The organism is Serratia plymuthica, assembly GCF_018336935.1.
GTDB lineage: Bacteria > Pseudomonadota > Gammaproteobacteria > Enterobacterales > Enterobacteriaceae > Serratia > Serratia plymuthica_B.
Map to the genome: position 1 here is coordinate 1,814,314 of NZ_CP068771.1, position 16,182 is coordinate 1,830,495.

12 protein-coding genes and 1 pseudogene are annotated in these 16,182 nt (G+C 59.4%); 8 read left to right on the plus strand and 5 right to left on the minus strand.

The genetic code is table 11. The features are described from left to right. The first annotated feature begins 71 nt into the window (after positions 1-71). On the plus strand, positions 72-926 hold the full coding sequence (gene kdsA, locus JK621_RS08645) for a 3-deoxy-8-phosphooctulonate synthase (protein WP_004943235.1): 855 nt from the start codon (positions 72-74) through the stop codon (positions 924-926). A 44-nt stretch (positions 927-970) separates the two neighbouring features. Here kdsA and dauA read toward each other — a convergent pair whose 3' ends face one another. From dauA to JK621_RS08665, 4 genes are all read right to left on the minus strand, one after another. Continuing rightward, on the minus strand, positions 971-2,659 hold the full coding sequence (gene dauA / locus JK621_RS08650; RefSeq protein WP_212559438.1) for a C4-dicarboxylic acid transporter DauA: 1,689 nt from the start codon (positions 2,657-2,659) through the stop codon (positions 971-973). 231 nt (positions 2,660-2,890) lie between these two features. Further along, positions 2,891-3,376, minus strand: a complete 486-nt coding sequence (locus JK621_RS08655; protein ID WP_004943239.1) for a heme-degrading domain-containing protein — start codon at positions 3,374-3,376, stop codon at positions 2,891-2,893. A 119-nt stretch (positions 3,377-3,495) separates the two neighbouring features. Next, positions 3,496-6,975 (minus strand): transcription-repair coupling factor, encoded by a 3,480-nt coding sequence (gene mfd, locus JK621_RS08660; protein WP_212559439.1) that lies wholly within the window; start codon positions 6,973-6,975, stop codon positions 3,496-3,498. Positions 6,976-7,207: 232 nt separating this feature from the next. Beyond that, a complete protein-coding gene (locus JK621_RS08665) occupies positions 7,208-8,191 on the minus strand; it encodes a threo-3-hydroxy-L-aspartate ammonia-lyase (protein ID WP_212559440.1) in 984 nt (327 codons plus the stop codon). 85 nt (positions 8,192-8,276) lie between these two features. Here JK621_RS08665 and JK621_RS08670 point away from each other — a divergent pair, with 85 nt between their 5' ends. From JK621_RS08670 to cobB, 6 genes are all read left to right on the plus strand, one after another. Continuing rightward, positions 8,277-8,918: a helix-turn-helix transcriptional regulator gene (locus JK621_RS08670; protein ID WP_212559441.1), complete on the plus strand. Its 642-nt coding sequence runs from the start codon at positions 8,277-8,279 to the stop codon at positions 8,916-8,918. Positions 8,919-9,163: 245 nt separating this feature from the next. Continuing rightward, the gene (gene lolC, locus JK621_RS08675; protein WP_212559442.1) at positions 9,164-10,366 is read left to right on the plus strand and encodes a lipoprotein-releasing ABC transporter permease subunit LolC; all 1,203 of its coding nucleotides are present in this window, start codon (positions 9,164-9,166) and stop codon (positions 10,364-10,366) included. Continuing rightward, on the plus strand, positions 10,359-11,063 hold the full coding sequence (lolD, locus tag JK621_RS08680) for a lipoprotein-releasing ABC transporter ATP-binding protein LolD (protein ID WP_006316762.1): 705 nt from the start codon (positions 10,359-10,361) through the stop codon (positions 11,061-11,063). The genes lolC and lolD overlap by 8 nt, the downstream gene beginning before the upstream one ends. Continuing rightward, positions 11,063-12,310, plus strand: a complete 1,248-nt coding sequence (gene lolE / locus JK621_RS08685) for a lipoprotein-releasing ABC transporter permease subunit LolE (protein WP_212559443.1) — start codon at positions 11,063-11,065, stop codon at positions 12,308-12,310. The genes lolD and lolE overlap by 1 nt, the downstream gene beginning before the upstream one ends. A 55-nt stretch (positions 12,311-12,365) precedes the next feature. Beyond that, positions 12,366-13,280: an N-acetylglucosamine kinase gene (gene nagK, locus JK621_RS08690; protein WP_212559444.1), complete on the plus strand. Its 915-nt coding sequence runs from the start codon at positions 12,366-12,368 to the stop codon at positions 13,278-13,280. 71 nt (positions 13,281-13,351) lie between these two features. Beyond that, on the plus strand, positions 13,352-14,188 hold the full coding sequence (gene cobB, locus JK621_RS08695; RefSeq protein WP_212559445.1) for a Sir2 family NAD+-dependent deacetylase: 837 nt from the start codon (positions 13,352-13,354) through the stop codon (positions 14,186-14,188). Positions 14,189-14,302: 114 nt separating this feature from the next. Here cobB and JK621_RS08700 read toward each other — a convergent pair. Continuing rightward, positions 14,303-14,557, minus strand: a pseudogene (locus JK621_RS08700) (PTS transporter subunit EIIC); the annotation flags it as partial. Between the two features lie 360 nt (positions 14,558-14,917). Between JK621_RS08700 and pepT the strand changes: the two are divergent. Further along, positions 14,918-16,153: a peptidase T gene (pepT, locus tag JK621_RS08705; protein WP_212559446.1), complete on the plus strand. Its 1,236-nt coding sequence runs from the start codon at positions 14,918-14,920 to the stop codon at positions 16,151-16,153. The last annotated feature ends 29 nt before the right edge of the window (positions 16,154-16,182 follow it).

The following is a 16,182-nucleotide window of genomic DNA, read 5'->3' on the forward strand; positions in this document are numbered from 1 at the left end:
TTAAAAATACCCTGTGAGTTTCAAGCTGCGGCTTGGAAGGCGACGGGTATAACATCAACAAAGGCGAAAGCATGAAACAGAAAGTAGTTAGCATTGGCGACATCAACGTAGCGAACGATCTGCCGTTTGTGCTGTTTGGCGGTATGAACGTGCTGGAATCGCGCGATCTGGCGATGAGCATCTGCGAGCACTACGTCACCGTGACGCAAAAACTGGGCATTCCTTACGTTTTCAAAGCCTCTTTTGATAAAGCCAACCGTTCTTCCATTCACTCGTACCGTGGTCCGGGTCTGGAAGAGGGGATGAGAATCTTCGAAGAAATCAAAAAAACCTTCGGCGTGAAAATCATCACCGACGTGCACGAAGCGTCGCAGGCGCAGCCGGTGTCCGAAGTGGTTGACGTTATCCAACTGCCGGCCTTCCTGGCGCGTCAGACCGATCTGGTTGAAGCGATGGCGAAAACCGGTGCGGTAATCAACGTCAAGAAGCCACAGTTCGTCAGCCCGGGCCAAATGGGCAACATCGTCGACAAGTTCAAGGAAGGCGGCAACGATCAGGTGATCTTGTGCGATCGCGGCAGTAACTTTGGCTACGATAACCTGGTGGTCGACATGCTCGGCATCAACGTGATGAAGAACGTGACCGGCGGCCATCCGGTGATCTTCGACGTTACCCACGCCCTGCAGACCCGTGACCCGTTCGGCGCCGCTTCCGGCGGTCGTCGCGCGCAGGTTGCCGAGCTGGCGCGCGCCGGTATGGCGGTGGGCCTGGCAGGTTTGTTCATCGAAGCGCACCCGGAGCCGAACAGTGCCAAGTGCGACGGCCCATCCGCGCTGCCGCTGGACAAGCTGGAGCCGTTCCTGGTGCAGATGAAAGCCATCGACGATCTGGTGAAGAGCTTCCCGGAGCTGGACACCAGCAACTAAGCGTTATCGCCGCGATAAAAAAGCCCGATGCGTCGGGCTTTTTTTTAGTTTTCCAGCGCCGCCAGCGCTTCCGGCAGCGTCGAGTAGAAATGCAGTTTTCCCTCTATCGGTTGTATCCGCGCCCGCGCCAGCGTTTTCAACGGCTGGAACGGAATATCGGTGATCGCCAACTGCTTGCCTGCGGGCAGGGCCTCAATAAAACGCTGCAGGGCGGTTAAGCCCCCTGCGTCCAGCACCGGCACCGCGTCCCATTGCAGCACGATCACGTCATAATTTTCACTGCGTGCCAGCAATTCATTAAAGATGCGTTCAGCGGCGGCGAAGAACAGCGGGCCGTTCACTCTCAATACCAGGCGGCCGTTTTCGGCGCTCAATTCGCTCAGCCGGGTCATGCGTGCAATACGCCGCATAAACAGCAACGAAGCCAGCACTATGCCCACGGTAATGGCGATCACCATATCGAACAGCACCGTCAACGACATGCACAGCAACATCACCAGAATGTCGTCCTTCGGCGCCCGGCGCAGCAGATAAATTACCTTGTGCGCTTCGCTCATGTTCCAGGCCACCATCAACAACAGCGCCGCCATCGCCGACAGCGGTAGCCAGGACAGCCACGGCGCCAGTACCAGCAACGCCAGCAGCACCAGCAACGCATGGATAATCGCCGATACCGGCGAGGTGGCGCCGGCGCGCACGTTGGCCGCCGAACGGGCGATGGCGGCGGTGGCGGTAATGCCGCCAAAAAACGGCGCAATGAGGTTACCCGCGCCCTGGCCGATAAGTTCGGTGTTGGAGTTGTGTTTTTTTCCGGTCATGCCGTCCAGCACCACCGCACACAGCAGCGATTCAATCGCGCCCAGCATCGCCATGGAAAACGCCGCCGGCAGCAGGGCGGAAAGGGTCTGCCAGCTCAGCGGCATCGGCTTGCCGCCCGCGGCGGGCAGATCCCACGGCAGCATCAGTTGCGGCAAGATCGGCGGGATGCCGTGCCCGCGGCTGCCATCGGCCAGCAGGTAACTGAAGCGGGAACCGATAGTCGCCACCTGATGATCAAACAGCGCCAGAATGCCCATGACCGCCATCCCCGCCAGCAGCGCGGGCAGATGACCGGGCACCCGCAGGCCGAGCTTCGGCCAGAACACCAGTATCAGCAGCGTGACCGCACCGATCAGCGTGTCGCCGATATCCAGCGTCGGCAGCGCCTGCAACAGGGCGTAAACCTTGCCGACATAATTTTCCGGCATCGCCGCCAGTTGCAGGCCGAAGAAATCCTTCACTTGCAGGGTGGCGATGGTGATGGCGATCCCGGAGGTAAAGCCCAGCGTAACCGACAGGGGAATGTATTCGATCAGACGGCCGAAGCGAGCCAACCCCATAATCACCAGAAATACGCCGGAAAGCAGGGTCGCGATCAGCAGTCCGGAAAGGCCGAACTGCTGCGATACCGGGTAAAGGATCACCACAAAGGCGGCGGTGGGGCCGGAGACGCTGTAGCGCGAACCGCCGCTGATGGCGATAGCGATGCCGGCGACCGCCGAGGTGTAGAGCCCGTACTGAGGGGGCACGCCGCTGGCGATCGCCAGTGCCATCGCCAGCGGGATGGCGATAATGCCGACGGTGACGCCGGCGATGGCGTCTTTAAGCAGGCGTTGCAGGGAATAGGGTTCTCGCCAGCAGGCGTCAATCAGCGCGCTGAACGGCCGGATACCGGTAATTTCGTGCGTTTTCATCTAAGGTGCGGACCAAGTCTATAAAAGAGAACGGAATGGCGGGCCAGGTAAGGTCCGTCTCGAATAGCTGATAGACAGACTACGCCAGTTGCGGCGGCGATTCCTAGATATACATCAAACGGACGCAGAAAATCGCAGTCAGGCTATTTTGATGGGGAGGGCGAAGCGGGAAAGGCAGCCAGGCCGCGGATAAGGCGGCCGGCAGGAAAAATATAAAGAGACTTTTACCGCTTAGTGTACCGAGGGCAGGGATAAACCGAGAAAATGTGCCAGCGTGCCGACCAGCAGGTTATGGTCTTCCAACTGCGGTGAACCTGAGATGCTTAGGGTGCCGATGCAGCCTATGCCCGCCAGATTGATGGGAAAAGCGCCGCCGTGTACTGAGTAGTCGCGCACGCTCAGGCCATAGCGCTCCTCCAGCGTCGCCTGCCGCTGTTGCAAGCGCAGGCCGATAGCGTAAGAGCTTTTGTGAAAGTGATTCACCACGTTGCGTTTGCGTCGCACCCAGTCGGCGATGTCCGGCGTGGTGCCGGGCATCGCGTAATAGAACAGCGTCTGCCCGGCCAACTGGATTTCGATGGCGATACTCAGACGCCGTTGCTCTGCGGCGGTCTTCAGCGCCGTGCCCAGCTCCCAGGCGGTTGCATGGTCAAAATGGCTAAAGGTCAGCGTGGCTTCCTGTTCGCTGAGCGCACGCAACTCATCATCAGTATTCATGGCTACCCCCGTTAATCTTGGCTGCGGACAGAGTATCCCGAACTGAAAAAACGGGATAGACAGCTTGGCGATAACTTAGAACCGCAGCCGGGCAATATAGCTGCCGCCGGGGCCGACAGTCAGGCCGCCAGCGTGTGCTCGCGGAATGCGGTCAAGAGCTCCTCGGTGAATTTCAGGCGTTTCTGGCGATCGGTCAGGTCCAGCATAAACTTCAGCTTGGTCGGCCCATCCAGGCGATAAATTTGCGGATTGCTTTGCAGCAAGCCGATCAGGTAACCCGGATCGACCCGATTCTTTTCGCCAAACTCGATAAATCCGCCGCGCTCGTTCCCCTCTATGCGCTTAATCCCCAGTTTCTGCGCATGTTGGCGCAGCGCCGCGCTTTGCAACAGGTTGCGCGCCGGATCCGGCAGCAGGCCGAAGCGATCAATCAGCTCCACTTTCAGCTCTTCCAGTTCACCGTCGTTTTTCGCGCTGGCGATGCGTTTATAGAACGACAGGCGGGTGTTCACGTCCGGGATAAAATCGTCCGGCAGCAGGGCCGGCATGCGCAGCTCCACCTCGGTTTGGTTGCTGGTGAGATCTTCCAGCGACGGCTCGCGGCCGTTTTTCAACGCGTCGACCGCGCTCTCCAGCAGCTCCATGTACAGCGAGAAGCCGACGGTGGTCATCTGGCCGCTTTGATCTTCACCCAGCAGCTCGCCCGCACCGCGGATTTCCAGGTCATGGGTGGCCAGCGCAAAACCTGCGCCGAGATCTTCAAGCGAAGCGATGGCTTCCAGCCGTTTGTGCGCGTCGGTGCTCATGGCCTTCGGATTCGGCGTCAGCAGATAGGCGTAGGCCTGATGGTGCGAACGACCCACGCGGCCACGCAACTGATGCAGCTGCGCCAGCCCGAAGCGATCGGCGCGTTCGATGATAATGGTATTGGCGCTGGGAATATCGATGCCGGTTTCAATAATGGTGGTACAGACCAGCACGTTAAAACGCTGGTGGTGGAAATCGTTCATCACCCGCTCCAGATCGCGTTCGCGCATCTGGCCGTGGCCGATGGCGATACGCGCTTCCGGCACCAGTTCCGCCAGCTTCTCTGCGGCCTTCTCGATGTTCTCCACGTCGTTGTACAGGTAGTAAACCTGGCCGCCGCGCAGCACTTCACGCAGGATAGCCTCGCGAACCACCAGGCTGTCGTACTCGCGCACGAAGGTTTTCACCGCCAGACGACGGGCCGGTGGGGTCGCGATAATCGACAGGTCGCGCATGCCGCTCATCGCCATATTCAGCGTACGCGGGATCGGCGTGGCGGTTAGCGTCAGGATATCCACATCGGCGCGCATCGCCTTGATGCGCTCTTTGTGGCGCACGCCGAAACGGTGTTCTTCATCGACGATCAGCAGCCCCAGATCTTTCCAGCGCAGATCGCTCTGCAACAGTTTGTGGGTGCCGATGATAATGTCAACTTTGCCGTCGACGGCGTCGTCCATGATCTGTTGCTGCTCTTTGGCGCTGCGGAAACGCGACATCATCTCGATGCGAATCGGCCAGGTGGCGAAGCGGTCGCGGAAGTTGTCGAAGTGCTGCTGCGCCAGCAACGTAGTGGGCACCAGCACCGCCACCTGCTTGCCGTTTTCCACCGCCAGGAAGGCCGCGCGCATCGCCACTTCGGTTTTGCCGAAGCCGACGTCGCCGCACACCAGCCTGTCCATCGCCAGCGGCTGGCACATGTCGCTCAGCACGGCGTTGATAGCCTGTTCCTGGTCTGGGGTGGTTTCAAACGGGAAGCTCTGGCAGAACAGCTGATACTGTTCGCGGTTGTGTTTGAAGGCGAAACCGGATTTGGCGGCGCGCTGGGCGTAAATATCCAGCAGCTCGGCCGCCACGTCCCGCACCCGTTCCGCGGCTTTCTGCCGTGCGCGCGTCCAGGCGTCACCGCCCAGTTTGTGCAGCGGTGCGTTTTCATCTGCGCCGCCGGCATAGCGGCTGATCAGATGCAGCGAAGAGACCGGCACATAGAGTTTGTCTTCACCGGAGTAGGAGAGGATCAGGTATTCGGCCTTGATGCCGCCGGCTTCCAGCGTCGTCAGGCCAACGTAACGCCCGACGCCGTGCTCCAGATGCACCACCGGCTGGCCGGGGTGCAGCTCCGCCAGATTGCGGATCAGAGTGTCGGTATTGATGGTGCGGCGATTGTCCTGTCGGCGGCGGCTGACGCGTTCGCCGAGCAGATCGCTTTCGCAGATCAGCGCCCGGTTGCGTATGCCGTCGAGGAAGCCGCGCTCGGAGGCGCCGACCATCATGTAGCGGCCGGCCGGTTCGGCCTGATCGAGATGTTGAATTAATGACGTGCCGAGTTTGATGCGGCCGAGCAGGTCTTGCAGCGTTTCGCGGCGGCCCTCGCTCTCGACCGAGAAAATCACGCTGCCGTCAAAGCTTTCTATAAAGCGGCGCAGCTGGTCCAGCGGCGCTTTATTTTGGGCTTGCACCGCCAGATCCGGCAGCGCGCGATAGTCCAGATTGGTGTTGCCGGCTTTGGCCGGCAGCGCTTCGGTTTTGAGTGCCATGCGCGGCCAGGCTTTCAATTCGCCAAACAGCGCGTCAACCCGCAGCCAAAGGCTGTCCGGCGCCAGCAGCGGGCGCATCGGATCGACGCGGCGGCTTTCGTAACGCTGGTTGACGTCCAGCCAGAAGCGCTCGGCGGCGCTCTCCAGGTTGCCGGTATTGACGATCAGCGTGTTGGCCGGCAGGTAGCTGAACAGCGACGGCAACGGCTGGCTGAAGAACAGCGGCTGCCAGTATTCGATGCCGGCCGGCCAGGTGCCTTTGCTTACCTGCTGGTAAATATGTTCGGCGTCGCGGCGCACCTCGAACTGCTCGCGCCACTGGCTGCGGAACAGCTCGATGGCGGTTTTGTCGGTCGGAAATTCATGGGCCGGCAGCAGGTTGATGGCCTCGACTTCGCTCAGCGTGCGCTGGGTGTCGACGTCGAAGATGCGCAGGCTGTCGATTTCGTCGTCGAAGAAATCGATGCGGTAAGGCTCTTCGCTGCCCATCGGGTATAAATCGAGCAGCGCGCCGCGGGTGGCGAACTCGCCGTGCTCCATCACCTGATCGACGCTGCGGTAACCGGCTTGTTCCAACTGGGCGCGCAGTTTTTCGCGCGACAGGCGCTGGCCCTTTTTCATCACCAGCGCGTGGCCGTGCAGGAATTCGTGCGGGCAGACGCGCTGCATCAGGGTATTGACCGGCAGAATGATGATGCCGCGCACCATGGTCGGCAGGTGGTACAGGCTCGACAGACGGGCGGAGATAATCTCCTGGTGCGGCGAGAAGCTGTCGTAGGGCAGGGTTTCCCAGTCTGGCAGCGTGGTCACCATTTGATCGGTAAACTGCTGGATTTCATCGCGCAGCCGCAGGGCGTTCTGCATGTCCGGGGCGATCAGCATCACCGGCCCGTTATGACGTTCGACGATCTCGGCGCACTCCACGGCACAGGCCGCGCCGGTTAGTTGCCCCAACTGGCGCACATCGCCTGCGCGATCGGGCAGGGAATAACGGGAGGATGACGATGCAGAACGGTTACGGTTATCGGAGGTGCTCATTAAGGTATCTTTAATCAATGTGTTAAATTTCGCCCTGGCACAAATAACAAAGCGCCTTTACCCGGTAATACTAGCCCACTGGCCAGCAAACTGACATAGGTAAAAGCGCCATATCCGTCGTCTTTCAAGCCGCCGCGTTGCCGGCGGCATTCATTTGCGGCCCGCGTGGACACTCTCCCTGTCAGGTTTGGGCGAACGGGGCGCCTGGCGGAGAGTCAACCCGCTGAAGGTATTATGCTTGCGCGCCCATGGCGAGGTATTGCGCGATTTTATCCACGTCGACGTTGCCGCCGCTGACAATCACCCCGACTTTTTTATCGCGCAAATCCAGCAGCGAATTCATTGCCGCCGCTGCGGCCAGGCACCCGGTTGGTTCGACCACCATTTTCATCCGTTCCATAAAGAAGCGCATTTGCCGGCACAACTGCGCGTCGGTGACCGTCAGAATATCCTCTACGTATTGCTGGATGATCGGGAAGGTGAGCGTGCCCACCTGCTGGGTTTGCGCGCCATCGGCGATGGTTTTCGGCACCGGAATGCGCACCGGCTGCCCGCTGCGAAAAGCCTGCTGCACGTCGTTGCCTGCCTGCGGCTCCACGCCGTACACCCGGCAGCCCGGCGACCAGTGGTGGGCCGCTATCGCACTGCCGGAAAGCAGGCCACCGCCGCCGGTAGACACCAGCAACACGTCCAGCGGGCCGACTTCCTCTATCAGCTCTTTGGTGGCGGTGCCCTGGCCGGCAATCACCTGCGGGTAATCATAGGGGGGGACTATCGACAGGCCATGCTCTGCGGCCAGCCGTTGGGTAATCTCTTCGCGGTTCTCGCTGTGGCGTTGATAAATCACCACGTTGGCCCCGTAGCCGCGCGTCGCCGCCAGCTTGGTTTCCGGCGCGTCGTTCGGCATGACTATGGTGACGTTGACGCCCAGCTCCCGCGCCGCCAGCGCCATTGCCTGCGCGTGGTTACCGGAGGAAAAGGCAATCACTCCGGCCTTGCGCTGCGCCTCGCTCAGTTGCGCGATCGCGTTGTACGCCCCGCGGAACTTAAAGGCCCCGACGCGCTGGAAGTTTTCGCATTTGAAGAACAGTTTTGCGCCGGTGAGGTTGTCGGCCTGATGCGACGTCATGACCGGCGTGCGGAGAGCGTGTCCGGCCAGAATTTCGGCGGCGGCAGAGATATCGGCGGCGGTGATACAGTGGGGCGTTGAACTCATGGCGACCTCGCGTGGGTGAAGGGGGATTGATTGCCCGGAGTTTTTAACTTACTCTTTGTAAAGTTTTTGTCAAATGGTTAAGTCAATGAGCGATCTCAGGCAGGAAAATGCGCTACTGCTGCGCGAAGCGGAAAAAATTGTCCAGGCGCTGGGCACGATGTTTGCCCCCAGTTGCGAAGTGGTATTGCACGATCTGACACAGCCGGACCATGCTATCGTCGCCATCGCCAATAATCTGTCGAACCGCAGCATTGGTGACGCCGCCAGTGAAATGGGGCTGGAGCGCATCGCTTCGCCGGACTTTCCGGACGTGGTACAAAATTACGCCAATGCCTTTCCGGACGGGCGTCCGGCCAAGAGCACCTCGATCGGTCTGCGCAACAGCGAAGGCGTCTATGTGGCGGCCATCTGCCTCAATCTGGACGTCTCAATCTTCAACAGCGTCAACGCCATCCTGCAACAACTGACCGCGGTAGTGCAGAGTGCGCCGCAGCCGGCGGCGGGAGGGGCCCGTTCGCTGTCGGACATCGCCGCCGTGATCAACAACTTTGCGGCGTCGCACGCTACCCAGCCGCGTGCGCTCTCTTCCGAGCAGCGTTTTCAGGTGATCCAGTTATTGAAGCGGCAGGGCTATCTGCAACTGCGCGGGGCGGCCACCATGGCGGCGGAGGCGTTGGGCATTTCACGGGTGTCGGTTTATAACCTGTTAAAACGGGATGCCGGATAACGACCTGGCGTCTTTCAAGCCGCAGCGTTCCACTCTGTTCCTGGCAGAAGCATTGGGGTGTGAATGCATTCGCTGCGTTTTACATGGGCGCGGCATGCAATGGCCCAGTTCGACGCCATAGGGCAGATGCTGCGGCGGAATGCGCAATAGGCGGAATAAAAGGCGTCTGGGTGGTTCCCTAAACGAGGTATAGCCTTTATTATCCTTGATCACTTTGCTTAAGCTACGGCAACAAAACGGATTTCATGTATCAACCTGTCGCGTTATTCATTGGCCTGCGCTATATGCGCGGGCGAGCCTCAGACCGCTTCGGGCGGTTTGTCTCCTGGCTGTCCACCATCGGCATTACGCTGGGGGTCATGGCGTTGGTCACCGTTTTGTCGGTGATGAACGGTTTTGAAAAAGATCTGGAAAACAACATCCTCGGCCTGATGCCGCAGGCGTTGATCACCAGCCCGCAGGGGTCGATCAATCCCCAGCAGATCCCGGCCTCGATGGCGCAGGGGTTGCAGGGCGTCACCCGGGTTGCGCCGTTGACTACCGGCGACGTGGTGCTGCAAAGCGCCCGCAGCGTGGCGGTCGGCGTGATGCTCGGGGTGAACCCGGACGAAGCCGATCCGCTGACGCAGTATCTGGTGAACGTCAAGCAGCAACAGTTGCAGCCGGGCCAGTACAACATCATCATCGGCGAGCAGCTTGCCGGGCAACTGGGCGTCAAACGCGGCGACCAACTGCGGGTGATGGTGCCGAGCGCCAGCCAGTTCACGCCGATGGGCCGCATTCCCAGCCAGCGCCTGTTTACTATCATTGGCACCTTCCACGCCAACAGTGAGGTGGACGGCACCCAGATGCTGGTCAATCAGCAAGACGCTTCGCGCCTGATGCGCTACCCGGCCGGCAACATCACCGGCTGGCGTCTGTTCCTGCAACAGCCGCTGACGGTCGATACCCTCAGCCAGCAAATGCTGCCGCAGGGGACGCAATGGAAAGACTGGCGTGAACGCAAGGGCGAGCTGTTCCAGGCGGTGCGCATGGAGAAAAACATGATGGGGCTGCTGCTCAGCCTGATCGTGGCGGTGGCGGCGTTTAACATCATTACTTCGCTCGGCCTGCTGGTGATGGAGAAGCAGGGCGAAGTCGCCATTCTGCAAACCCAGGGCCTGACCCGCCGGCAGATCATGTCGGTGTTCATGGTGCAGGGCGCCAGCGCCGGCATTATCGGTTCGCTGCTCGGCACGCTGCTGGGCGTGCTGTTGGCGACCAACCTGAATAACCTGATGCCGATCCTCGGCGCATTGATTGACGGCGCGTCGCTGCCGGTGGCGGTCGATCCGCTGCAGGTGACGATTATCGCCGTGGCGGCGATGGCGGTATCCCTGTTGTCCACGCTTTACCCTTCATGGCGCGCTGCCGCCGTACAACCCGCTGAGGCTTTACGTTATGAGTAACCATCTTTTGCTGCAGTGCGAAAACCTGTGCAAGACCTATCAGGAAGGCAACCTGCATACCGACGTACTGCGTAATGTCAGCTTTGCCATGCAGCCGGGTGAGATGATGGCGATTGTCGGCAGCTCGGGTTCCGGTAAAAGCACCCTGTTGCACCTGCTGGGCGGTCTGGATTCGCCAACCTCCGGCGAAGTGATCTACAAAGGCCAGTCGCTGAATACCCTGTCGTCGGCGGCCAAGGCTGAGTTGCGCAACCGCCAGTTGGGCTTTATCTATCAGTTCCACCATCTGTTGCCGGACTTCACCGCGTTGGAAAACGCCGCCATGCCGCTGTTGATCGGCGGCATGAAGCCGGCCCAGGCGCAGGAAAAGGCGCTGGAAATGCTGACGGCGGTCGGGCTGGAAAAACGCAGCAAACACCGGCCTTCGGAGCTGTCCGGCGGCGAGCGTCAACGCGTGGCGATCGCCCGTGCGTTGGTGAATAACCCGTCGCTGGTGCTGGCGGACGAACCGACCGGTAACCTGGACAAGCGCACCGCCGACAGCATCTTTGATCTGCTCGGTGAGCTGAACGTGCGTCAGGGCACCGCCTTCCTGGTGGTGACCCATGATCTGCAACTGGCCAAGCGCCTCAGTCGCCAACTGGAAATGGCCGACGGCCACCTGCAGGCTCAACTGACCCTGATGGGAGCCGAGTAATGGCGGGTGCGTCACTTTCCTTTTTGACGGCGCTGCGCTTTAGCCGGGGCCGCAAGCGCGGCGGCATGGTGTCGCTGATTTCGGTGATCTCCACCATTGGCATTGCGCTGGGCGTGGCGGTGTTGATCGTCGGGCTGAGCGCGATGAACGGCTTCGAGCGCGAGCTGAAAAACCGTATTTTGGCGGTGGTGCCGCACGGTGAGATTGAGCCGGTGAAACAACCGTTCAAAGACTGGTCGTCAATCTTGCCGCGGGTGGAAAAGGTGCCGGGCATCCTGGCTGCCGCCCCCTATATCAACTTTACCGGCCTGATGGAAAACGGCGCGCAGCTGCGTGCGGTTGGCGTCAAAGGGGTCGATCCGCAACAGGAAAGCCGGCTCAGCGCGCTGCCGCAATACGTGCAGGGCGATGCCTGGGCCAATTTCAAAAGCGGTGAACAGCAGGTGATCCTCGGCAAGGGCGTGGCCGATGCGCTGGGCGTGAAGCAAGGCTCTTACGTCACGGTAATGATCCCCAACAGCGATCCGCAAATGAAGCTGTTGCAGCCCAAACGCATCCGTCTGCATGTGACCGGCATTCTGCAACTGAGCGGCCAACTGGACCACAGCCTGGCGATGGTACCGCTGGCCGATGCTCAGCAGTATCTGGACATGGGTGACAGCGTGACCGGTATCGCGATTAAAGTTAATGACGTGTTTGCCGCCAACAAACTGGTGCGCGACGCGGGCGAAGTCACCAATTCCTACGTCTACATCAAGAGCTGGATCGGCACCTACGGCTACATGTACCGCGATATCCAGATGATCCGCGCCATTATGTATCTGGCGATGGTGCTGGTGATTGGCGTTGCCTGTTTCAACATTGTCTCCACGCTGGTGATGGCGGTGAAGGACAAAAGCGGCGATATCGCCGTGCTGCGCACTCTGGGCGCCAAAGACGGTTTTATCCGCGCCATCTTTATCTGGTACGGCCTGCTGGCCGGGCTGGTGGGCAGCGTCAGCGGCGTGGTGGTCGGGGTGATCGCCTCGCTGCAACTGACCAACATCATCAAAGGATTGGAAAAACTGATGGGGCACTCGTTCCTGTCAGGAGATATCTACTTCATCGACTTCCTGCCTTCCGAGCTGCACTGGCTGGACGTGGTGATTGTATTGGCGACCGCATTGGTGCTCAGCCTGTTGGCCAGTTGGTATCCGGCCAGGCGCGCCAGCCGTATCGATCCGGCGCGCGTGTTGAGCGGACAATAATGAAAATCAGGGGTGGCGGAAACGCCGCCCCCTTTTTTTAGCCTGAGGGTGGGTTATGTACTACGGTTTCGATATGGGCGGCACCAAAATTGAACTGGGCGTGTTTGATGCGGATCTGCATCGCATCTGGCAAAAACGGGTGCCGACGCCGCGTGACGATTACCGGCAATTGCTGACCACGCTGCGTGACCTGACCCTTGAGGCGGACGAGTTCTGCGGCCTGCGGGGCAAAGTGGGTATCGGCATTCCGGGGTTGCCCAATGATGACGGTACGTTGTTCACCTCCAACGTCCCGGCGGCGATGGGGCAGCCGCTGCCGCGCGATTTGGCGGCGCTGATTGGCCGCGACGTACGCGTCGACAACGACGCCAACTGTTTTGCGCTGTCGGAAGCCTGGGACGAAGAGTTCCGTCGTTATCCGACCGTGCTGGGCATTATTCTGGGCACCGGGGTGGGTGGCGGGCTGATCGTGGAGGGCAAAGCGGTGTCTGGGCGCAATTACATCGCCGGCGAATTTGGCCACCTCCGGCTGCCGGTGGATGCGCTCGAGGTACTGGGGCGTGATATACCTCGCGTTGCCTGCGGTTGCGGCCATCAGGGTTGCATCGAAAATTACATATCGGGCCGCGGTTTTGAGTGGATGTACGCTCACTTTTATCAGCAGCACTTGCCTGCGCAGCAGATCATTGCGCATTATCAGGCAGGCGAGCCGCAGGCGGTAGCTCACGTCGAGCGTTTTATGGACGTTCTGGCAATATGCCTGGGGAATCTGCTGACCATTATCGATCCGCATCTGGTGGTGATCGGCGGCGGGTTGTCGAATTTTGAAGCGATCTATCAGGCGTTGCCACAGCGATTGCCGGCGCACTTGCTGCGCGTGGCCAAGCTGCCGCGGATCGAGAAAGCACGCTACGGTGATGCCGGCGGCGTGCGCGGGGCGGCGTTCCTCAATTTGGTCAGCCCAAAGTAATTGGCGTTGCGGCCAACAACGCTGCAATGTCGAGTAAGAAGGGCAAACAGGGAAAGGTAAGGAGAGAGTTAATGCACACTCGCCATCGGTTGTGTCAGTTTCGTAAGAGCAAGCATGTGCTGCATCAGCGCTTTCGTTCTCGTATTTTCCATCGCGACACCATGGCGGCGGCCGAGCTGAAAAAGCCGTTTGTGGTGGTGTTGACCGGGGCCGGGATTTCAGCGGAATCGGGCATCCGCACCTTCCGCGCTGCGGATGGGCTGTGGGAGGAACACCCGGTGGAGGATGTCGCTACGCCGGAAGGTTATAAGCGCGATCCGCAACTGGTGCAGGCATTTTACAATGCGCGCCGCCAGCAACTGCAAATGCCGGAAGTCGCGCCTAACGCCGCGCACCGCGCGCTGGCGGATTTGGAAGCCTGGCTGGGGGATAACTTCCTGCTGGTGACGCAGAATATCGATAACCTGCATGAACGCGCCGGCAGCCAACGGGTGCTGCATATGCACGGCGAATTGCTGAAAGCGCGCTGCACCAGCTCCGGGCAGGTGTTTGACTGGCCGGGAGATCTCAGCGTGGACGATCGCTGCCATTGCTGCCAGTTCCCGGCACCGCTGCGCCCGCACGTGGTGTGGTTCGGTGAAATGCCGTTGGGCATGGACGAAATTTATCAGGCGCTGGCCAAGGCCGACTTCTTTGTCGCTATCGGTACCTCGGGCCACGTTTACCCGGCGGCCGGTTTTGTGCACGAGGCCCGGTTGGGCGGGGCGCATACCATGGAGCTGAATCTGGAACCCAGCCAGGTGGAAAGCCAGTTCGATGAGAAACATTATGGCCAGGCCAGTGAAGTGGTGCCGCGCTTTGTGCACAAATTCCTGGTAGGGAAAGTGGAACGGGCCGACCGGCCTTAATCTGCAGTTCAGAGCGTAGTCCGCTGCGCTCTGGTCTTGCCTGCCGACCGGCCGTTATTTTACTGAATGGGCAGGGGGCACGGTGAATTTCAAACAGGTATTCAGCCAGGCGGATCTATCCTTTGCCAGGCCGTAGGTGATGCCAATGCAGAAAATGAGCCCGAGGTTGCCAAACAACGGCCAAAAGGTATCCCCGATCATTTTGCCAATATGAAATACGCCGGAGTTTTCATTCACCAGCGTGGCGTTGGTAAGAATAGAGCTTAATGCCAGAATCAAGCCAATCACCGGCAGGAAAAATATCGGCCCCATCATGGCTTTAGAGAAAATCTGCAGCTTGCTTAAGATATTATCAATAATACCTTTCATGGCAGTTCCTTTTTATTTTTTAGTGGATAACGACGTTGCTGATAAAACTCCCCAGTGTGGCGAAAATAAAAGCATAAGAACGCGGTAATCTTTGCCTTGAATTAGTTATAGGTGGAATGATTTGGCGTTGCAATCGGTTGCCCGAAAAAGGTACCTGTGGTCAGCGGCTGACAACAGGTACCAGGCGTGAAGGGGATCACATCAGGGCGCCGGCGGCCTCCAGTCTGGAGACAGCCGGCGAGATTGCACACATCCCGGGAATTAATGATTTCCGTTAATTCTGGTTAAAAATGACCTGTCTCAATATTTGATCCGGATCGGTTCCGCATAATGAAATGCGATATTCTGAGGACGGATACCATGAATAAACTACTTGATCGCTTTTTTAACTACGTCTCTTTCGACACGCAATCTAAAGCGAACGTCAAACATGTGCCGAGTACCGACGGGCAACTGAAGCTGGCGCGTGCGTTGCAACAGGAAATGATTGAACTGGGGTTTGAACGGGTGTCGCTCAGCGAGCACGGCTGCGTGATGGGGACGTTGCCGGGCAACGTTGCCTGGCCGGTGCCGGCCATTGGATTTATTTCTCATCTGGATACGTCACCGGACTTTACCGGCAAGCACGTCAATCCGCAGATTGTCGAAAATTACCGCGGCGGCGATATTGCCCTGGGTATCGGCGATGAAGTGCTGTCGCCGGTGATGTTCCCGATCCTGCACCATATGCTGGGGCAGACGCTGATCACCGCGGAGGGCAAAACGCTGCTCGGCGCCGATGACAAAGCGGGCATTGCCGAAATTCTCACCGCCATGGTGCGGTTGCAGCAACGCAACATTCCGCACGGCGATATTCGCGTGGCCTTTACCCCGGACGAAGAAGTGGGCAAAGGGGCACAGCTGTTTGACGTCGAAGAGTTCAACGCCGAGTGGGCTTATACCGTCGACGGTGGCGGCGTCGGTGAGCTGGAATGCGAAAATTTCAATGCGGCCTCGGTGACAATCAAAATTGTCGGCAACAACGTTCATCCCGGCAGTGCCAAAGGCGTGATGGTTAACGCGTTGTCGTTGGCAACCCGGATTCAGCAGGCGTTGCCGGCGGATGAAACCCCGGAAACTACCGACGGCTATCAGGGGTTCTACCACCTCAGCGGCATCAAGGGGAGCGTTGAACGTGCCGAAATGCACTATATCCTGCGTGATTTCGAGCACCAGGGTTTTGAAGCGCGCAAACGCCGGATGATTGAAGTGGCGCGCCAGGTGGGCAAAGGCCTGCCGCGCGATTGCTACATCGAAGTGACGATCGAAGACAGTTATTACAACATGCGCGAGCATGTGGCCGAGCATCCGCATGTGATTGCGTTGGCGCAACAGGCGATGCGCGATTGCGATATCGAGCCGATAATGAAGCCGATTCGCGGCGGCACCGACGGGGCACAGTTGTCGTTCCGCGGCCTGCCATGCCCGAACCTGTTTACCGGCGGTTATAACTTTCACGGCAAGCACGAGTTCATCTCGCTGGAGGGCATGGAGCAGGCGGTAGCGGTCATCATGCGTATCGCGGCGCTGACGGCCGAGCGCGGCCGAGAGCGTTGATTGCCGTTGTCATAATTGCTTGCCGCAAC